General features: G+C 58.8%; 17 protein-coding genes. 2 read left to right on the top strand and 15 right to left on the bottom strand.

The window, feature by feature from the left end; genetic code table 11:
• Nucleotides 1–21: 21 nt before the first annotated feature.
• The 6 genes from ACQ4MY_RS24155 to ACQ4MY_RS24130 form a co-directional block, all read right to left on the bottom strand.
• Complete coding sequence (locus tag ACQ4MY_RS24155) at nucleotides 22–1,164, bottom strand: ABC transporter ATP-binding protein (protein ID WP_008085321.1); 1,143 nt, start codon at nucleotides 1,162–1,164, stop codon at nucleotides 22–24.
• Between the two features lie 66 nt (nucleotides 1,165–1,230).
• The gene (locus tag ACQ4MY_RS24150; RefSeq protein WP_440096698.1) at nucleotides 1,231–2,328 is read right to left on the bottom strand and encodes a polyamine ABC transporter substrate-binding protein; all 1,098 of its coding nucleotides are present in this window, start codon (nucleotides 2,326–2,328) and stop codon (nucleotides 1,231–1,233) included.
• Between the two features lie 186 nt (nucleotides 2,329–2,514).
• Nucleotides 2,515–3,627 carry a polyamine ABC transporter substrate-binding protein gene (locus ACQ4MY_RS24145; RefSeq protein WP_008085325.1) on the bottom strand — a complete coding sequence of 371 codons (1,113 nt, stop codon included), beginning with the start codon at nucleotides 3,625–3,627 and terminating at the stop codon, nucleotides 2,515–2,517.
• Nucleotides 3,628–3,801: 174 nt separating this feature from the next.
• Nucleotides 3,802–5,166 carry an aspartate aminotransferase family protein gene (locus ACQ4MY_RS24140; protein ID WP_122660204.1) on the bottom strand — a complete coding sequence of 455 codons (1,365 nt, stop codon included), beginning with the start codon at nucleotides 5,164–5,166 and terminating at the stop codon, nucleotides 3,802–3,804.
• Nucleotides 5,167–5,222: 56 nt separating this feature from the next.
• Nucleotides 5,223–6,581: a glutamine synthetase family protein gene (locus ACQ4MY_RS24135; protein ID WP_008085328.1), complete on the bottom strand. Its 1,359-nt coding sequence runs from the start codon at nucleotides 6,579–6,581 to the stop codon at nucleotides 5,223–5,225.
• Nucleotides 6,582–6,677: 96 nt separating this feature from the next.
• Complete coding sequence (locus ACQ4MY_RS24130) at nucleotides 6,678–7,034, bottom strand: gamma-glutamyl-gamma-aminobutyrate hydrolase family protein (protein WP_440096697.1); 357 nt, start codon at nucleotides 7,032–7,034, stop codon at nucleotides 6,678–6,680.
• A gap of 278 nt (nucleotides 7,035–7,312) precedes the next feature.
• Here ACQ4MY_RS24130 and ACQ4MY_RS24125 point away from each other — a divergent pair, with 278 nt between their 5' ends.
• Both ACQ4MY_RS24125 and ACQ4MY_RS24120 read left to right on the top strand, forming a co-directional pair.
• The gene (locus ACQ4MY_RS24125; protein WP_007913842.1) at nucleotides 7,313–8,689 is read left to right on the top strand and encodes a glutamine synthetase family protein; all 1,377 of its coding nucleotides are present in this window, start codon (nucleotides 7,313–7,315) and stop codon (nucleotides 8,687–8,689) included.
• 284 nt (nucleotides 8,690–8,973) lie between these two features.
• A complete protein-coding gene (locus ACQ4MY_RS24120) occupies nucleotides 8,974–9,612 on the top strand; it encodes a TetR/AcrR family transcriptional regulator (RefSeq protein ID WP_008085331.1) in 639 nt (212 codons plus the stop codon).
• Nucleotides 9,613–9,615: 3 nt separating this feature from the next.
• Here ACQ4MY_RS24120 and coaA read toward each other — a convergent pair whose 3' ends face one another.
• The 9 genes from coaA to ACQ4MY_RS24075 all read right to left on the bottom strand — a co-directional run bounded on the left by coaA (nucleotide 9,616) and on the right by ACQ4MY_RS24075 (nucleotide 17,957).
• Nucleotides 9,616–10,569 (bottom strand): type I pantothenate kinase, encoded by a 954-nt coding sequence (gene coaA, locus ACQ4MY_RS24115; RefSeq protein WP_008085332.1) that lies wholly within the window; start codon nucleotides 10,567–10,569, stop codon nucleotides 9,616–9,618.
• A gap of 151 nt (nucleotides 10,570–10,720) precedes the next feature.
• Nucleotides 10,721–10,936: a TOBE domain-containing protein gene (locus tag ACQ4MY_RS24110; protein ID WP_003229256.1), complete on the bottom strand. Its 216-nt coding sequence runs from the start codon at nucleotides 10,934–10,936 to the stop codon at nucleotides 10,721–10,723.
• A 27-nt stretch (nucleotides 10,937–10,963) separates the two neighbouring features.
• A complete protein-coding gene (ssuB, locus tag ACQ4MY_RS24105; RefSeq protein WP_440096696.1) occupies nucleotides 10,964–11,770 on the bottom strand; it encodes an aliphatic sulfonates ABC transporter ATP-binding protein in 807 nt (268 codons plus the stop codon).
• Nucleotides 11,767–12,549 (bottom strand): aliphatic sulfonate ABC transporter permease SsuC, encoded by a 783-nt coding sequence (ssuC, locus tag ACQ4MY_RS24100; protein WP_003229260.1) that lies wholly within the window; start codon nucleotides 12,547–12,549, stop codon nucleotides 11,767–11,769. Before ssuC ends, ssuB begins: the two co-directional genes overlap by 4 nt.
• 8 nt (nucleotides 12,550–12,557) lie before the next feature.
• The gene (gene ssuD / locus ACQ4MY_RS24095) at nucleotides 12,558–13,706 is read right to left on the bottom strand and encodes an FMNH2-dependent alkanesulfonate monooxygenase (RefSeq protein WP_440096695.1); all 1,149 of its coding nucleotides are present in this window, start codon (nucleotides 13,704–13,706) and stop codon (nucleotides 12,558–12,560) included.
• Nucleotides 13,707–13,731: 25 nt separating this feature from the next.
• Nucleotides 13,732–14,697, bottom strand: a complete 966-nt coding sequence (locus ACQ4MY_RS24090) for a sulfonate ABC transporter substrate-binding protein (RefSeq protein WP_008085338.1) — start codon at nucleotides 14,695–14,697, stop codon at nucleotides 13,732–13,734.
• 91 nt (nucleotides 14,698–14,788) lie between these two features.
• Nucleotides 14,789–15,382, bottom strand: a complete 594-nt coding sequence (gene ssuE / locus ACQ4MY_RS24085; protein ID WP_008085340.1) for an NADPH-dependent FMN reductase — start codon at nucleotides 15,380–15,382, stop codon at nucleotides 14,789–14,791.
• A 283-nt stretch (nucleotides 15,383–15,665) separates the two neighbouring features.
• Complete coding sequence (locus ACQ4MY_RS24080; RefSeq protein ID WP_008085342.1) at nucleotides 15,666–16,304, bottom strand: peroxiredoxin; 639 nt, start codon at nucleotides 16,302–16,304, stop codon at nucleotides 15,666–15,668.
• A gap of 297 nt (nucleotides 16,305–16,601) precedes the next feature.
• Nucleotides 16,602–17,957: an OprD family porin gene (locus tag ACQ4MY_RS24075; RefSeq protein WP_158832176.1), complete on the bottom strand. Its 1,356-nt coding sequence runs from the start codon at nucleotides 17,955–17,957 to the stop codon at nucleotides 16,602–16,604.
• Between the last annotated feature and the right edge of the window lie 325 nt (nucleotides 17,958–18,282).

The following is an 18,282-nucleotide window of genomic DNA, read 5'->3' as shown; positions in this document are numbered from 1 at the left end:
GGCGTTTGAATTTGCGCATGTTCATGAGCGAAGTACCACGCCGCTGTCATCTTCCCAGTACACGTAAACCTGATCGCCCCAGGTCGGACGTGCGCCACGGCGTTCGGCGTTGGCCACGAACGATTGCACCAGTTTGCCGCTCGGCAATTCGACGTAGAACACCGAGTGACCGCCGAGGTAGGCGATGTCATGCACCTTGCCGCTCGACCAGTTGTATTCGCAGGTCGGTTGGTCGGCGGTGACCAGCAGCTTCTCCGGGCGGATCGCGTAGGTGACCGACTTGTCCTGCACCGAGGTGCTGATGCCGTGGCCGACGTAGATCTGCCGGTCGAGGTCCTTGCAGGTGATGGTCGCGTGGCCTTCGGCGTCGTCGATCACTTCGCCTTCGAAGATGTTGACGTTACCGATGAATTCGCAGACCAGACGGCTGGTCGGGGTTTCGTAGATGTCGATCGGGCTGCCGATCTGAGCGATCCAGCCCAGGTGCATGATCGCGATGCGCTCGGCCATGGTCATGGCCTCTTCCTGGTCGTGTGTCACCATCACGCAGGTCACGCCGACGCGCTCGATGATCTCGACCAGCTCCAGCTGCATCTGCGAGCGCAGTTTTTTATCCAGTGCGCCCATCGGTTCGTCGAGCAGCAGCAACTTCGGCCGCTTGGCCAGCGAACGCGCCAATGCCACACGCTGACGCTGACCACCAGACAGTTGATGCGGCTTGCGCTTGGCGTACTGGCTCATCTGCACCAGCTTGAGCATTTCGGCCACGCGGGCATCGACTTCAGCGGCCGGAATCTTGTCCTGCTTGAGGCCGAAGGCGATGTTCTGCGCCACGGTCATGTGCGGGAACAAGGCGTACGACTGGAACATCATGTTGATTGGTCGCTCGTACGGCGGCATGTCGGTGATGTCGACGCCGTCGAGAAAAATGCGCCCCTCCGTGGGCCGTTCGAACCCTGCCAGCATCCGCAGCAGGGTAGATTTGCCCGATCCCGAACCGCCGAGCAGAGCGAAGATCTCGCCCTTTTTGATTTCCAGGGACACATCGTCCACGGCAATCGTCTCGTCGAACTTCTTCGTGACCCGGTCGATTTTGACCAACACCTGTTTCGGTGTCTGGTCGCCCTCGAGGGCTTTCTTATAGGCGCCGGAGGCAACTGCCATTTACGAAACTCCCAGAAAAAAACAATGCAGTCCGCCCCGCAAGGCGAACCCAGGATAGTGTGTGCCTTACATCCCCGACTTGACCTTGGTCCAGCTGCGGGTCATCAGACGCTGAATGTTCGGTGGCAACTCGGTCGACACGTAGGCCTTGTCGATAACGGCCTGCGGTGGGTACACCGACGCATCGGTACGAATGGATTGTTCCATCAGTTTGTCCGACCCAGGGTTAGGGTTGGCGTAACCGACGTAATCACTGACCTGGGCAATCACCTCAGGTTTCAGCAGATAGTTGATGAAGGCATGAGCCTCTTTCACGTTCGACGAATCCTTCGGAATCGCCAGCATGTCGAACCACAATGCGCCACCCTCTTTCGGCACCGTGTAGGCGATGTTCACGCCCTTCTTGGCTTCGGCTGCGCGGTTCTTCGCCTGGAAGATATCGCCGGAGAAACCGATGGCCACGCAAATGTCGCCGTTGGCCAGATCACCGATGTATTTCGAGGAGTGGAAGTAGGTCACGTAAGGACGCACCGCGAGCAGCTTGTCGGTGGCTTTTTCGTAGTCCTTGGGATTGGTGCTGTTGGCGTTCAGGCCCATGTAGTTGAGCACGGTCGGCATCATTTCATCCGCCGAATCGAGGAACGCTACGCCGCAGCTTTGCAGCTTCTTGATGTTCTCGGGCTCGAACAGCACGCCCCACGAATCGATCTTGTCGACGCCGAGCACGGCCTTCACTTTATCGACGTTGTAACCGATGCCGTTGGTACCCCACAGGTACGGCACGGCGTACAGGTTGCCCGGATCGTTCTGCTCCAGACGCTTGAGCAGCGCCGGGTCGAGATTGGAATAATTCGGCAGCTGCGAGCGGTCGAGCTTCTGGAACGCGCCCGCCTTGATCTGCTTGCCGAGGAAGTGGTTCGACGGCACGACCACGTCGTACCCGGTACGCCCGGCCAGCAGCTTGCCTTCCAGGGTCTCGTTGGAATCGAACACGTCGTAGACCGGTTTGATCCCGGTGGCTTTCTGGAAATCCGCCAGGGTGGTCTCGCCGATGTAATCGGACCAGTTATAAATATGCACCGTACCGGCGGCCTGGGCACCGACAGCAATCGTCAGGCCGGCAGTGGCCAGCAGGGCTTTGCGCAAAGAAGAAAAAATAGGCAAGTGGAGGTCCTCTAAATTAGTTGGGCCCAAGTTGACCGCGCTGCATGACAGCCATGGCTGCCCGGCAACAAAACCGGCGCGCAACTTACCCTCAAAAACCGTTCCAGCAAAACTTTCTGTCATTTAATTAATCCGCTGGCCGCCTTCGCGGGGGACGACGGCCAGCGGTTGCTGCTGCAAACCGGCTTATTTACCCGATTTGATCTTGGTCCAGCTGCGGGTCAGGATGCGCTGAGTCGCGGCCGGCAAGTCGGCAATCGCGTACAGCTTGGCCAGCACGTCAGCCGGTGGGTAAACGCCCGGGTCACTGGTGATGTCTTTATCGACCAGCGGCGTTGCAGCGGCGTTACCGTTCGGGAAGCGTACGGCGTTGGTGATTTCCGCCATGATTTCCGGCTTCTGCAGAAAGGTCATGAATTTGTAGGCGCCTTCGACGTTTTCGGCATCTTTAGGGATGGCGACCATGTCGTAGAAGCTGCCGGCACCTTCTTTCGGAATGTTGTAGCTGACTTTCACCTTGTCACCGGCTTCAGCCGCGCGGGACTTGGCCTGGTAGATGTCACCCGAGTAACCGACGGCTACGCAGATGTTGCCGTTGGCCAGGTCAGAGATGTACTTGGACGAGTGGAAGTAGGCGATCGAAGGACGAACCTTCATGATCAGCGCTTCAGCCTTGTCGATGTCTTCTTTCTTCTGGCTGTCGGTTGGCAGGCCCAGGTAGTGCAACGCCACCGGAATCATCTCGGTTGGCGAGTCGAGCAGGCTGATGCCGCAGGATTTCAGCTTGGCGGCGTTTTCCGGCTTGAAGATCAGATCCCACGAATCGACCGGCGCGTCGGCGCCCAGAGCAGCCTTGACCTTCTCGGCGTTGAAGCCAATACCGATCGAGCCCCACATGTACGGGAAAGCGTGCTCGTTGCCCGGGTCGCTGACCGACACGGCTTTGAGCAAGTCAGTGTTGAGGTTCTTCCAGTTAGGCAGCTTGGACTTGTCCAGCTTCTGGTAGACACCGGCCTTGATCTGCTTGGCGAGGAAGTTGTTCGACGGCACGACAATGTCGTAGCCGGACTTGCCTGCGAGCAGTTTGGCTTCGAGGGTTTCGTTGCTGTCGAAGACGTCGTAGACGACTTTGATGCCCGACTCGTCTTCAAACTTCTTGATGGTGTCCGGGGCGATGTAGTCGGACCAGTTGTAGACGTGCAACACCTTGTCGTCCGCCTGAGCCGCAGCCGCCATGATTCCCATCAGGGACATGGCGAGCAGAGTCTTGCCAGCGAGCTTTTTGCCTAATGCCTTCATGCGTTAATGCTCCAAATTTTCTTTTTTTGAACCACTTTGTTCAGCGGCCGAACCCGGACAACTGGAACCGCGGCTAGTCTGGCAAGATCCGAGGCGGTCTTTCAAGAAAAGACCAGCCTTTCTGACAGCTTTTGAGCGAGCGCGCCGCAGCTCCCCCGCTCAAAAGCCTAGCACTTAGCCCTGCAACGCACTGAGGGTCAGGTCCAGGCATTTACGTGCCTTTGTCACCAGCTCATCGATCTCGGCTTTGCTGATCACCAGCGGCGGCGCGATGATCATGGTGTCACCCACAGCGCGCATGATCAGGCCGTTGTCGAAGCAGAACTGGCGGCAGATCATGCCGACGCCCTTGCCTTCGTAACGCTTGCGCGTGGCCTTGTCCTGCACCAGCTCGATTGCGCCCAACAGACCAACCCCGCGAACCTCACCCACCAATGGGTGATCGTTCAGTTCCCGCAGACGTTTCTGCAAATACGGTGCCGTTTCGTTGTGCGCGTTCTCGATAATTTTTTCATCGCGCAGAATGCGGATGTTTTCCAGACCGACCGCTGCCGCCACCGGGTGACCGGAGTAGGTGAAGCCATGGTTGAAATCGCCACCTTCGTTGAGCACCGCAACAACGGTGTCGCGAACGATCAGGCCACCCATCGGGATGTAACCGGAGGTCAGGCCTTTGGCGATGGTCATCATGTCGGGTTTGAGGTCGTAGAAATCGCTACCGAACCACTCACCGGTACGGCCGAAACCGCAGATCACTTCGTCCGCCACGAACAGGATGTCGTACTTGGCGAGGATTTCCTTGATGCGCGGCCAGTAGGTGTCGGGCGGAATGATCACGCCGCCAGCGCCCTGGATCGGCTCGGCAATAAAGGCACCGACGTTGTCGACGCCGACTTCGAGAATCTTTTCTTCCAGCTGATTGGCCGCCCAGATACCGAACTCTTCCGGGGACATGTCGCCGCCTTCAGCGAACCAGTATGGCTGCGCGATGTGGACGATGCCCGGGATCGGCAGGTCGCCTTGTTCGTGCATATAGGTCATGCCACCCAGACTCGCGCCAGCCACGGTCGAACCGTGATAACCGTTCTTGCGGCTGATGATGACTTTCTTGTTCGGCTGGCCTTTGATCGCCCAATAGTGGCGGACCATACGCAGCATGGTGTCGTTGCCTTCGGAGCCGGAACCGGTGAAGAACACGTGGTTCATGCCTTCTGGCGCGACGTCGGCGATCGACTTGGCCAGTTCCAGTGCCGGCGGGTGTGCGGTCTGGAAGAACAGGTTGTAGTACGGCAGTTCGCGCATCTGTTTGGCGGCCGCATCGGCCAGCTCATCGCGACCGTAACCGATGGCCACGCACCACAGACCGGCCATGCCGTCGAGGATCTTGTTGCCTTCGCTGTCCCACAGGTAAACGCCCTTGGCGTTGGTGATGATCCGCGGGCCTTTCTCTTTCAGCTGTTTGAAGTCGCTGAACGGCGCCAGGTGGTGATCATTGCTGAGTGCTTGCCACTCGCGGGTTTGCGGATTGTTGCTGGTCATGCCAATTCTCCTTGTTATCGGTGAAGGCGCGACCGCTGAGGGTCGCGCCCGGCGTATCAGACGGCGAAGAGCAGGTACTCACGCTCCCAGGAACTGATCACGCGCTTGAAGTTTTCATGCTCGGCCCGCTTGACCGCGACGTAGCCTGTGATGAAAGTCTTGCCGAGGTATTTCTCGACGGTGGTGCTGTTTTCCATACGCTCCAGCGCGTCTTCGATGGTCAACGGCAGGCGCAGGTTGCGGCGCTCGTAACCACGGCCGACCACCGGCGCGCTCGGGTTGAGACCCTCGACCATGCCGATGTAACCGCAGAGCAGGCTCGCGGCAATCGCCAGGTACGGGTTGGCGTCGGCGCCCGGCAGACGGTTTTCGACCCGACGGTTCTGCGGGCCGGCATCCGGTACGCGCAGGCCGACGGTGCGGTTTTCTTCGCCCCACTCGACGTTCACCGGTGCCGAAGTGTCCGGCAGGAAGCGACGGAACGAGTTGACGTTCGGTGCGAACAACGGCAACAGCTCAGGAATCAGTTTCTGCAAACCACCGATGTGGTGCAGGAACAGCTGGCTCATGGTCCCGTCTTCATTGGAGAAGACGTTCTTGCCGGTCTCGATGTCGATGATGCTCTGGTGCAAGTGCATCGCACTGCCCGGCTCGCCGGTCATTGGCTTGGCCATAAAAGTCGCGGCCACGTCGTGCTTGAGTGCGGCTTCACGCATGGTGCGCTTGAACACCAGGATCTGGTCGGCCAGCGACAGTGCGTCGCCGTGACGGAAGTTGATTTCCATCTGCGCCGTGCCGTCTTCGTGGATCAGCGTGTCGAGGTCCAGTTCCTGCAGTTCGCACCAGTCGTAGACGTCTTCGAACAGCGGGTCGAATTCGTTCGCCGCTTCAATGGAGAACGACTGACGACCGATTTCCGGACGGCCCGAGCGACCGATTGGCGGCTGCAACGGGTAGTCAGGGTCATCGCTGCGCTTGGTCAGGTAGAACTCCATTTCCGGCGCCACGATTGGCTGCCAGCCCTTGTCGGCATAGAGTTTGAGGACTTTCTTGAGGACGTTGCGCGGCGACAGCTCGATCGGGTTGCCTTGCTTGTCGTAGGTGTCGTGGATCACCTGCGCGGTCGGCTCGATGGCCCACGGCACCATGTACACGGCGTTCTGGTCGGGGCGGCAGATCATGTCGATGTCGGCCGGGTCGAGCAGTTCGTAATAGATGTCGTCTTCGACGTAGTCGCCGGTCACGGTCTGCAACAGAACGCTCTCGGGCAGGCGCATGCCTTTTTCGGCGATGAACTTGTTGGTCGGCGAAATCTTGCCCCGGGTGATACCGGTCAAGTCGGCGATCATGCATTCGACTTCTGTGATCTTGTGGTCTTTCAACCAATCGGTGAGCTGGTCGAGGTTGTTACTCATAAATGCCTCTGGGCTGAGTCTCCTGACGTGGTGTCAGGCAAAGTTTGACGCCGGCGGCGTCGCGTTAAAGGGGGCTTGCTTGTGCGCAGTGCGGGCTTACGCCAGGCACCGCGCATAGACAATGAAAGAGGAGCTTACCTGCCCTTTACGCTGGCGTTGCATTTCCTGTGCACAGTTCAGGCGTGCAGAATCATGAGCACGACTCGGTGAGCGGCACAGGCTTTGGGAGTGAAAGCGATCTATATTGGAAGGGAACGCCATAAAGGAGATGCCTTGTCGTACGTCCAGAATATCGGACGCTGCCGTTTTGCCTGCTGCTGACAAAACCTTCGTCGACGGGCCGCGCGCCTTGCTGGCGGAGCTTTCGACGGATTTGTCGCCACTGATGTGATAAGCATGCAGACCGGACTGTTGCGAGCAGTCGGTGATGCCGATTAACGGCAGGCGAGACATGAAGCACCCCGGTATTATTGCTGTTATGGGTTTGATCGGAGCTTAGCCTTGTTCATTTTTTTACACAACACCCCCGTAAAAAATACAACACGGCCTGCTCAAGCCTGCGGGTGCCAAGCGTCCCAAGGACGAAAAACTGCCCTAAAGTGCCCCATAAATGCCCCTGCGGCGCTTTTTTAGGGCAAAAAAGGCCTTGCTTGACTTCGGCATGCCGTTCGGGTTGACTGAAACCAGAAAAGATCAATGATTGATATTTTTAACAACAAAGGTGTTGCATCATGTCGGTACCCCCGCGTGCCGTTCAGCTTAACGAAGCGAACGCGTTCCTTAAGGAACATCCTGAGGTTCTGTACGTTGACCTTCTGATTGCGGATATGAATGGTGTGGTGCGCGGCAAGCGCATCGAACGCACCAGCCTCCACAAGGTTTACGAGAAAGGCATCAACCTGCCGGCCTCTCTATTTGCTCTGGATATCAACGGCTCTACGGTGGAAAGCACCGGCCTGGGCCTGGACATCGGCGACGCCGATCGTATCTGCTATCCGATCCCCGATACCCTGTGCAACGAGCCATGGCAGAAGCGCCCGACCGCGCAGCTGTTGATGACCATGCACGAGCTCGAAGGCGACCCATTCTTCGCCGATCCGCGCGAAGTGCTCCGTCAAGTTGTTGCAAAGTTTGACGAGCTGGGTCTGACCATCTGCGCCGCCTTCGAACTCGAGTTCTACCTGATCGACCAGGAAAACGTGAACGGCCGTCCACAGCCGCCACGCTCGCCGATCTCCGGTAAACGTCCGCACTCGACTCAGGTCTACCTGATCGATGACCTCGACGAATACGTCGACTGCCTCCAGGACATTCTGGAAGGCGCGAAAGAGCAAGGCATCCCGGCCGACGCCATCGTCAAGGAAAGTGCCCCGGCGCAGTTCGAAGTGAACCTGCACCACGTCGCCGACCCGATCAAGGCGTGCGACTACGCAGTACTGCTCAAGCGTCTGATCAAGAACATCGCCTACGACCATGAAATGGACACCACCTTCATGGCCAAGCCGTACCCGGGCCAGGCGGGTAATGGTCTGCACGTGCACATTTCGATTCTGGATAAAGAAGGCAAAAACATTTTTGCCAGCGAGGATCCCGAGCAGAACGCCGCGCTGCGTCACGCGATCGGCGGTGTGCTCGAGACCCTGCCCGCGCAGATGGCTTTCCTCTGCCCGAACGTCAACTCCTACCGTCGTTTCGGCGCACAGTTCTACGTGCCGAACTCGCCGTGCTGGGGCCTCGACAACCGCACCGTAGCGATTCGCGTACCGACCGGTTCTTCCGATGCCGTGCGTATCGAGCATCGTGTAGCCGGCGCCGACGCCAACCCGTACCTGCTGATGGCTTCGGTCTTGGCCGGCGTGCACCACGGTCTGACCAACAAGATCGAGCCGGGCGCGCCAGTCGAAGGCAACAGCTACGAGCAGAACGAACAAAGCCTGCCGAACAACTTGCGCGATGCCCTGCGCGAGCTGGACGACAGCGAGGTGATGGCCAAGTACATCGATCCGAAGTACATCGATATCTTCGTCGCCTGTAAGGAAAGCGAGCTGGAGGAGTTTGAACACTCTATCTCCGACCTTGAGTACAACTGGTATCTGCATACCGTTTAAGCGGTTACAGCGCCAAACAGAACGCCGTCGGCTGATTCAGCCAACGGCGTTTTTTTATGGCCGAACACAAAACCTGTGGCGAGGGGATTTAGCGAAACGTCGCACCGCCCCATCGGCTGCGCAGCAGTCGTAAACCCTGAGAGCCGGATACTCCTGACACACCGAGTGGGATGGCTTTGGGGCTGCTTCGCAACCCATCGGGGATAAATCCCCTCGCCACAGGGTACCGGCAGACAACACCGAAACCGGCTCGTACAATGCCCGCTGCCCCGCAGGAGACTTTCATGACGCGTCCCGCCCCCGTTCGCAAACCCCGTGCCCGCAGTCAGGCGCGCATCGATTCGATACTCGACGCCGCGCGCACGTTGCTGGCCGCCGAGGGTGTGGCGAGTCTGTCGATCTACAGCGTCGCCGAGCGCGCGCAGATCCCGCCCTCCTCCGTGTACCACTTCTTTGCCAGCGTGCCGGCGCTGCTCGAAGCGCTGACCGCCGACGTGCACGCAGCCTTCCGCGCGTGCCTGCAGGCACCGATCGATCATGAAAGTTTGCGTGACTGGCGGGATCTGTCGCGGCTGGTCGAGCAACGCATGCTGGAGATCTACGACGAGGATGCCGCCGCGCGCCAGTTGATTCTCGCCCAGCACGGCCTCACCGAAGTGACCCAGGCTGACCGCCAGCACGACATCGAACTCGGCGACCTGATGCACAAGCTGTTCGACCATCATTTCGAACTGCCAAGGCTGCCGAGCGATGTCGACGTGTTTGCCCTGGCCATGGAGCTGGGCGACCGTGTCTACGCACGCTCGGTGCAGCAACACGGGCAGATCACTCCGCGCATGGCCGAAGAAGGCATGCGCGTGTTTGATGCCTACATCGGTCTGTACCTGCCGACTTACCTGCCGAAGCGGCCTGTCAGCGACTGACGTTCAAATCGCCCGCAGCAGAATCTTGTCGATGGAATGGTCCGCCGACTTGTTGAGGATCAGGCTCGCCCGGTCACGGGTGGGCAGGATGTTTTCAACGAGATTCTTCAGATTGACCCGGTCCCAGGTGGCCGAGGCCATGGCCAGCGCTTCATCGTCCGACAGCGTCTTGTACTTGTTGAAGTACGACTCGCCAGACTGGAACGCAGTGTTCTTCAGATAGACAAACCGCTCGAGGTACCAGCGCTTGATGTCCTCATCAGCGGCGTCGACATAGATCGAGAAGTCGACGAAGTCACGGACGTTGAGACTGTCGTGTTTGTCCTCCTGGAGGACATTGAGCCCTTCCAGAACGATGATATCGGGGGTCTGCACCGTCTGCGTCTCGTCGGCAAGAATGTCGTACCGAACGTGCGAGTAGACCGGGATCTGCACCGGTTTGCCTTCGTTGCGCACGGCGTGCAGGAAGTCGAGAAGCAGTGCCCGGTCGTAAGATTCGGGGAAACCTTTGCGGTGCAACAGGTTGTTTTGCTCGAGTGTCGCCAGCGGAAACAGGAAAGAATCGGTGGTCACCAACTGCACATCCGGCGCGCCTGGCAAGGACGCCAGCAAGGCGGACAAAACCCTGGCGAAACTGCTCTTGCCCACCGCGACACTGCCCGAGATGCCAATCACATACGGTGGCTTGCGCGTCGGTTCGCCGAGAAAAGCACTGTGCACCACGGCCGCCGACTGCGCGGACTCGGCGTAAAGACGCAAAAGGCGCGACAGCGGCAGCAATATTTCTTCCACTTCGTCGCGGCTGATGGGCTGCGTAGGGCTGATCAGCGCATTCATTTGTGCCGACGAAAGGCTCTGCGCCGCCTCTTCCCGCAAGGCAGACCATTGCTCGCGAGTGAATTCCCGGTACTCGCGGTGAGCGGGCGAATGCCCTGCGGCATCCTGCTGGGTGGTCATAATCTTCCTGTCTGTGCCTTGGCAAAAGCCGGAACATAGCAGATATGTTCAGGGCCTCCAAACCGCGCTTTTCACCCTCAATCGCATTTTTGCCGCACAAATGAAAAACCCCGGAGGGCTCAAGCCGTCCGGGGCGCGTGTTGCCCATCGATTACAACTTGGCGATCGACACCTCGGTGGATTTCACAAAGGCGATCACTTCGCTGCCCACTACCAGCTCCAGCTCCTTGACCGAACGGGTGGTGATCACCGAAGTGACGATGCCCGAAGCGGTCTGCACGTCGATTTCCGACAGCACGTCGCCAAGGACGATTTCCTTGATCGAGCCTTTGAACTGGTTACGGACGTTGATGGCTTTGATAGTCATGGCAATGATTCCTGTCGTTTGCTTGAGTTATTGAGCCCAACGCAGTTGCGTAGGCAGGGGTGAAACAGGTTCCGGCTCCGGCGGTTGGCCAGGCAGGGACAAAACTCGGTTAAGCACTTCGGTTTCCAGCGCCGCCAGGCGATGCGAACCGCGTACCCGTGGGCGCGGCAGTTCGATATGCAGGTCGAGGCCGACTTCGCCGTCCTCGATCAGAATCACCCGGTCGGCAATCGCCACCGCTTCGCTGACGTCGTGGGTCACCAGCAGCACCGTAAAGCCGTGTTGCTGCCAGAGACGTTCGATCAGTTGCTGCATTTCAATTCGGGTCAGCGCGTCCAGTGCGCCGAGCGGTTCGTCGAGCAACAGCAGGCGCGGCTGATGGATCAGCGCGCGAGCCAGCGCGACGCGTTGCTTCTGCCCACCGGACAACGCCGCCGGCCATTCATTGGCGCGATCGGCCAAGCCCACCGCGTCCAGTGCTTCAAGAGCCTTCGGGCGCCAGTTGCCTTTAAGGCCGAGCCCAACGTTGTCGATGATCTTTTTCCATGGCAGCAGACGCGCTTCCTGGAACATCAATCGGGTGTCTTCCCGCGCATCGCTCAGCGGCGCAGATCCGGCCAGCAAGTCACCGCCAGTCGGTTGATCGAGGCCGGCGAGCAAGCGCAGCAAAGTACTTTTGCCGCAACCACTGCGCCCGACCACAGCGACGAATTGCCCCGCCGGAATGTGCAGATCGATGTCACGCAGCACCTGCCGCGCGCCGAAGGTTTTCTGCAGGTTGCGCACCGCCAGCGGAATCCCTCGTAGCAGGCGTGGAGGTTGTTGAGCGGTCATGCTGCACCTCCTTTGGCAACCTGATACGCCGGATGCCAGCGCAACCACACACGTTCAAGTCCACGGGCCGCGAGGTCAGCGAGTTTGCCGAGCACCGCGTAAAGCAGGATCGCCAGCACCACCACGTCGGTCTGCAAAAACTCGCGGGCGTTCATCGCCAGATAGCCGATGCCGGAGCTGGCGGAAATGGTTTCGGCGACGATCAACGTCAGCCACATGAAGCCTAGGGCGAAGCGCACGCCGACCAGAATCGAAGGCAGCGCGCCCGGCAGAATCACCTGCCAGAACAGGCTGAAACCGCTCAGGCCATAACTGCGCGCCATCTCCACCAGCGCCGGGTCGACATTGCGGATGCCGTGATAAGTGTTGAGGTAGATCGGGAACAACGTGCCCAGCGCCACCAGAAAAATCTTCGCCGACTCGTCGATGCCGAACCACAGGATCACCAGCGGAATCAGCGCGAGGTGCGGCACGTTGCGGATCATCTGCACCGAACTGTCGAGCAGGCGTTCGCCCCATTTCGACAGACCGGTGATGAAACCCAAGACCAGACCGATGCTGCCGCCGATGGTGAAACCGAGCGCCGCGCGCCAGCCGCTGATCGCCAGGTGCGTCCAGATTTCGCCGCTGCGCACCAGGCTCACGCCGGCTTCGATCACCGCCACCGGTGCTGGCAGAATCCGTGTCGACAACCAACCGGCCGACACCGACAATTGCCACACCGCCAGCAGCAATACCGGCAACGCCCAGGGCGCGAGGCTGTGGATGATTTTCTTCATGGCGCGCCTCAGCTCTGCGACGCGGCTTTGGGAAGAATGTCGTTGGCGACCATCTCGCCGAACGGGCTGACGTAACCGGCACTTTTCGGCAGTTCCGGACGCTCGATGTCGAGGTGCGGGAACAGCAGTTCAGCGACGCGATACGACTCTTCGAGGTGTGGATAACCGGAGAAGATAAAGGTGTCGATGCCCAGATCGGCGTATTCCTTCACGCGTGCAGCCACAGTCGGGCCATCGCCGACCAGCGCCGTACCGGCACCGCCGCGCACCAGGCCAACACCGGCCCACAGGTTCGGGCTGACTTCGAGGTTGTCGCGGCTGCCACCGTGCAGGGCAGCCATGCGTTGCTGGCCAACCGAATCGAACCGCGCCAGCGAAGCTTGAGCACGAGCGATGGTGTCGTCGTCCAGATGCGAGATCAACCGATCCGCCGCTTGCCACGCCTCGGCGTTGGTTTCACGAACGATCACGTGCAGTCGAATACCGAAGCGCACAGTGCGGCCAAGCTTGGCGGCTTTGGCGCGAACTTGGGCAATCTTCTCGGCGACGGCTGCTGGCGGCTCGCCCCAGGTCAGGACCATTTCCACTTGTTCGGCGGCCAAGTCTTGCGCCGCTTCCGACGAGCCACCGAAGTACAACGGCGGACGCGGTTGCTGGATCGGCGGATAGAGCAATTTCGCGCCTTTCACGCTGATGTGCTTGCCGTCGTAATCAACGGTTTCGCCTTCCAGCACTCGGCGCCAGATGCGGGTGAATTCCACCGAGGCTTGATAGCGTTCTTCGTGGCTGAGGAACAGACCGTCGCCGGCCAATTCTTCTGGGTCACCGCCGGTTACCAGGTTGAACAGCGCACGGCCGCCGGACAGACGATCCAGCGTGGCTGCCTGCCGTGCCGCGACCGTCGGGGAAATGATCCCGGGGCGCAACGCAACGAGGAATTTCAGACGCTGGGTCACCGGGATCAGCGATGCCGCCACCAGCCACGAGTCTTCGCAGGAGCGGCCAGTGGGGATCAGCACGCCGCCGAAACCCAGACGATCCGCCGCTTGCGCGACCTGTTGCAGATAACCGTGGTCAACGGCGCGAGCGCCTTCGGCGGTGCCAAGGTAATGGCCGTCACCGTGGGTAGGCAGGAACCAGAAGATATTGAGGCTCATGGAGTGGTCTCCTTGGGGATTCGAATTACAGCGCTTTGGCCACAGCGGCCGGTGGTGTCCAGATCACATCCTTGATGCTCAGCGGCTTCGGAATCAGCTTGAGCTGGAAGAACGTGTCAGCGATTTTCTGCTGTGCGGCGACCACTTCCGGGGTCAGGAACAGCGCGCCGTAACCCTGGCGTTTTACCGAGGTCAGGGTGATGTCCGCCGGCAGGCCGAGCAGTGGCGCGACTTGCTGGGTCACGTCTTCAGGGTTGGCTTTCGACCATTCGCCGACGGCACGCACTTCTTCCACGAGGGTCTTGATCACCTGAGGATTTTTCTCGGCGTAAGGTTTGGTCGCGAGGTAGAACTGGTGGTTGTCGACGATGCCTTTGCCGTCACGCAGGGTGTGCGCTTGCAGTTGTTTCTCGGCGGCGGCCTGGTACGGATCCCAGATGACCCAGGCATCGACGCTGCCACGTTCGAACGCGGCGCGAGCATCGGCTGGCGGCAGGAATACGGTTTGAATGTCGGTGTATTTGAGGCCGGCGTCTTCCAGCGCACGCACCAGCAGGTAGTGGACGTTGGAGCCTTTGTTCAGGGCGACTTTCTTGCCTTTGAGATCGGCCACCGATTTGATCGGCGAGTCTTTCGGCACGAGGATCGCTTCGCTGTTTGGCGCTGGCGGTTCGTAGGCGACGTAGAGCAGATCGGCGCCGGCAGCCTGGGCGAAGACTGGCGGGGTTTCGCCGGTCACGCCGAAGTCGATCGAGCCGACGTTCAGGCCTTCCAGCAACTGCGGGCCACCGGGGAATTCAGTCCATTGCACGTCGACGCCTTGGGCGGCCAGACGTTTTTCCAACGTGCCTTTGGCTTTGAGCAGCACCAGCGTGCCGTACTTCTGGTAACCGATCCGAAGTGTCTCGGCTTGAGCTTGAGTGATGGCGCCGAAGGTGACAGCCGCAGCAAACAGAGCGACCAGACCACGACGCAAAAATACAGTGCGCATAGCGCTCTCCTTTTTTGCTGTTGGGTTTTGGCTGCACCTGCTTAACCGTTAGCGGCTGAGTAAGGTGAAGTACATCAAATGCGGGTGAGGCTTAAATGCTCCAGCGAGCACTTAACAAACGTTCGTTCAACAGGCCCGGTTCCAGCGGCTTCGGCCGGCGGGCCATGGCGCCGACAAACTGATCCAGCGCTTCGTGCAGTCGCTGCTCCAGCGCCGGGGCCAGTTGTGCGGCGGCACTGCCTTCGCCGTAAGCGATCTGGCTGTCCTCGGCGAAAATCCCCTGGAGCATTTCCTGGGCTTTCAGCGCCGACAACACAGGCTTGAGGGCGTAATCGACCACCAGCATGTGGGCGATGCTGCCGCCGGTGGCCATTGGCAAAACAATCTTGTGGTTCAGGGCACGCTCTGGGAGCAGATCCAGCAGCGTCTTCAACGCGCCAGAGAAAGACGCTTTGTAAACCGGCGTGGCGATCAACAGGCCGTCGGCGTTTTCAATCTGTTGCAGCAGGTCGAGCACCTTCGGGCTGTCGAAGCGGGCGTGGAGCAGATCTTCGGCCGGGAAATCCCGAATCTGATAACTCACCACTTCCACGCCTTGCTGCTGCAACCAACGTTGCGAGCGCTCCAGCAGCACCCCGGAACGGGAGCGCAGGCTGGGACTGCCACCGAGTGAGACAACCAGCATTGAGACGATTCCTTAAGCGTTACAGGCGATTCGCGGGTTGCGATCTCGCTTCAATGGGAGTGACCTTACCAGCTGATTTATATATCCATAAATCATATTTATTCATTTGGTTATGCGTTTTGGAGATATGCGGATTGCTTTGTTTCGGGCGAAAAAAAAGGCCGTCGAAACGGCCTGAAATCCCCTGCTTTGTGGATGCCTCGAATAGATCGCAGCCTTCGGCAGCTCCTACAGGAAGCGGCGTACTCCTGTAGGAGCTGCCGCAGGCTGCGATCTTTTGATCTTAACGATTCGGCTGTGGCGTCAGGCGCAGGTAAGGTTTCACCGCGCGATAGCCCTTGGGAAAACGCTGCTTGATCTCTTCCTCGTCCTTCAACGAAGGCACGATCACCACTTCATCACCGTCCTGCCAGTTGGCCGGCGTGGCCACTTTGTAGTTGTCGGTGAGCTGCAGCGAGTCGATCACCCGCAAAATCTCGTGGAAGTTGCGCCCGGTGCTCGCCGGGTAAGTGATGGTCAGGCGCACCTTCTTGTTCGGATCGATGACGAACAGCGAACGCACGGTCAGCGTGTCATTGGCGTTCGGGTGGATCAGGTCATACAGATCGGAAACCTTGCGATCGGCATCGGCCAGGATCGGGAAGTTGACGATCGTGTTCTGGGTTTCGTTGATGTCTTCGATCCACTTGTGGTGCGAATCCACCGGGTCGACCGACAGTGCGATGGCTTTGACGCCGCGCTTGCTGAACTCATCCTTGAGCTTGGCGGTGAAGCCCAGCTCAGTGGTGCACACCGGGGTGAAGTCCGCCGGGTGAGAGAACAGCACGCCCCAGCTATCGCCCAGCCATTCGTGGAAACGAATCTTGCCGGCGCTGGAATCCTGTTCGAAATCGGGGGCGATGTCGCCGAGTCTGATGCTCATGGTGCTGCTCCTGATGAGTTGTTGGAGACCTCAACTGTAGCTTGGGATTTGCCATCATGAAAAAGAATAAATAATGAGATATCTAGATCATTAGTGAATATTAAACATCTGTTCACTGGACGCTCGACGGCATCCCGACGAACATCGGCCGCAAGGTTCGAGAAGGCCTTGAGTTGCTGTAAAGAGGGGAATTTCGGGGAGGGCTTACGGGGGTGAGTCTGACTCGAAAACGCAAAAGCCCCGTCCGGCGCGATGCCGGACGGGGCTTTTTTTACTTCAGCGGATCGAAACGCGCTATTACAGCAGCGGGATCGAGTAGCTGAGGATCAGGCGGTTTTCGTCCTGGTCGCGAACACCGGCGATGTTGGTACGCCAGGTAGCGTTTTTCCACATGAAGCCAACGTTTTTCAGCGGGCCTTCCGGTACGACGTAACCGACAGTCAGGTCACGTTCCCACTCGGAGTCGCCATTACCGTTTTCAAGACCGCGGGAAGTAACGGTGTCGATGTTGTCGCCACGCAGGTAAACCATACCAGCGGTCAGGCCTGGTACGCCGACTTTGGCGAAGTCATACGAGTAGCGAGCTTGCCAGGTACGTTCGCCGGCACGGCCGAACTTCTGAATCTGCATGTCGGTGATGGTGTAGTTCGACGAGCCGTCACCCTGGTTCAGCCAAGGGAAGTCGCTGCTGCCGTTGGAAACCTGGTAGCCACCACCGAAGGTGTGACCTGCAACGGTGTACAGGAACAGGCCGCTATACAGGTTGTTGTCGACTTTACCGCGACCGCTGGCAACACCGGAGTAGTTACCGTTGCTGAAATACGCAGAGGTGTTGCCGTTGGCGCCATCGTCGGAGCTGTTGAAGTAACGGAAGTCAGACTTCAGCACGCCCGGGCCGATTGCCCAGTTGTGAACCAGACCCAGGAAGTGCTGCTTGTAGAAGTCTTCCAGGTTGCCGTAGTAGTACTGGGCAGTCAGGTCTTTGGTGATTTTGTAGTCACCACCGGCGTAGATGAACTTGTTGCTGTTAGCGGTACGCGCGTTTGCACCACCGATGGACAGTTGTTCGTTGTTGCTCGAGTTACGACCTTTCACGTGCTCGACTTGACCACCGACCAGAGTCAGGTCCTTGATCTCGCCGGAAGTGATCTGGCCACCCTGCCAGGTTTGTGGCAGCAGACGACCGTCGTTGGTCACGATAACCGGCAGTTTTGGCTGCAGGGTACCCAGTTTCAGTTCAGTCTGGGAGACCTTGGCCTTGGCAGTCAGACCCAGGCTGGAGAAATTATCAACCGCTTGGCCATTAGATTCGCTTGGAAAAACAGTGCCACCGTAGGCACTACCAGGGGTGCCATTACCGTTAACGTTGCCGTTGGTGCCACCGCCCGAATCCAGACGCACGCCCAACAGGCCGATAGCGTCAATACCGAAGCCCACGGTGCCTTGGGTGTAGCCGGAGATGAAACGCAGATCGAAGCCTTGGCCCCACTCTTCGTTGCGGCTCGGCTCGGCAGTGCCGCTGCGGTTATCGGTGTTGATGTAGAAGTTGCGCAACCCCAAAGTAGCCTTGCTGTCTTCGATGAAACCGGCGGCGCCTGCCTGCTGCGCCATAACCCCTACGGCCACAGCCAGGGCCAAGGTGGACTTGTTCATGTAAAGCTCCTCTCGTTTCTAATTTTTGTGTTTCTGGCCCTGGGTCTGTTGCCCTGGATCCGAGATGCGCGATTAGCGCCAGTTCGTGACCGACAAGTCAATCGTAACCTTGTGTGTCTACGACCAAGGTCTAATCGCAGTGATTTGGTCCGTGCAGAGTAAAGATTTCCTGATAAACCCAAAAAGAATTTATTCATTCTTTTTCATATCATTTCGGAATATGGCCAGTATCTTGCCATCTTCGCCGGGATACAGCGTATCGGCGACTAAGCTCATTCCTAAATGGTATTTGTTAGCCTTTTTTTATATCGATTAGCTTTGGCGT

It is taken from the genome of Pseudomonas sp. SM4 (assembly GCF_051913165.1).
Taxonomy (GTDB): Bacteria; Pseudomonadota; Gammaproteobacteria; order Pseudomonadales; family Pseudomonadaceae; genus Aquipseudomonas.
The sequence above is the reverse complement of the archived record's forward strand: the minus strand, read 5'-3'. Positions and strand labels throughout refer to the sequence as shown.

Coding starts and splice junctions, on each gene's coding strand:
- ACQ4MY_RS24075 (WP_158832176.1), bottom strand. CDS start 17,957: ATGAACAAGTCCACCTTGGCCCTGGCTGTGGCCGTAGGGGTTATGGCG.
- ssuB (WP_440096696.1), bottom strand. CDS start 11,770: ATGACCGCTCAACAACCTCCACGCCTGCTACGAGGGATTCCGCTGGCG.
- ACQ4MY_RS24080 (WP_008085342.1), bottom strand. CDS start 16,304: ATGAGCATCAGACTCGGCGACATCGCCCCCGATTTCGAACAGGATTCC.
- ACQ4MY_RS24140 (WP_122660204.1), bottom strand. CDS start 5,166: ATGACCAGCAACAATCCGCAAACCCGCGAGTGGCAAGCACTCAGCAAT.
- ssuE (WP_008085340.1), bottom strand. CDS start 15,382: ATGCTGGTTGTCTCACTCGGTGGCAGTCCCAGCCTGCGCTCCCGTTCC.
- ssuC (WP_003229260.1), bottom strand. CDS start 12,549: ATGAAGAAAATCATCCACAGCCTCGCGCCCTGGGCGTTGCCGGTATTG.
- ACQ4MY_RS24130 (WP_440096697.1), bottom strand. CDS start 7,034: ATGTCTCGCCTGCCGTTAATCGGCATCACCGACTGCTCGCAACAGTCC.
- ACQ4MY_RS24125 (WP_007913842.1), top strand. CDS start 7,313: ATGTCGGTACCCCCGCGTGCCGTTCAGCTTAACGAAGCGAACGCGTTC.
- ACQ4MY_RS24110 (WP_003229256.1), bottom strand. CDS start 10,936: ATGACTATCAAAGCCATCAACGTCCGTAACCAGTTCAAAGGCTCGATC.
- coaA (WP_008085332.1), bottom strand. CDS start 10,569: ATGACCACCCAGCAGGATGCCGCAGGGCATTCGCCCGCTCACCGCGAG.
- ACQ4MY_RS24155 (WP_008085321.1), bottom strand. CDS start 1,164: ATGGCAGTTGCCTCCGGCGCCTATAAGAAAGCCCTCGAGGGCGACCAG.
- ssuD (WP_440096695.1), bottom strand. CDS start 13,706: ATGAGCCTCAATATCTTCTGGTTCCTGCCTACCCACGGTGACGGCCAT.
- ACQ4MY_RS24090 (WP_008085338.1), bottom strand. CDS start 14,697: ATGCGCACTGTATTTTTGCGTCGTGGTCTGGTCGCTCTGTTTGCTGCG.
- ACQ4MY_RS24135 (WP_008085328.1), bottom strand. CDS start 6,581: ATGAGTAACAACCTCGACCAGCTCACCGATTGGTTGAAAGACCACAAG.
- ACQ4MY_RS24120 (WP_008085331.1), top strand. CDS start 8,974: ATGACGCGTCCCGCCCCCGTTCGCAAACCCCGTGCCCGCAGTCAGGCG.
- ACQ4MY_RS24145 (WP_008085325.1), bottom strand. CDS start 3,627: ATGAAGGCATTAGGCAAAAAGCTCGCTGGCAAGACTCTGCTCGCCATG.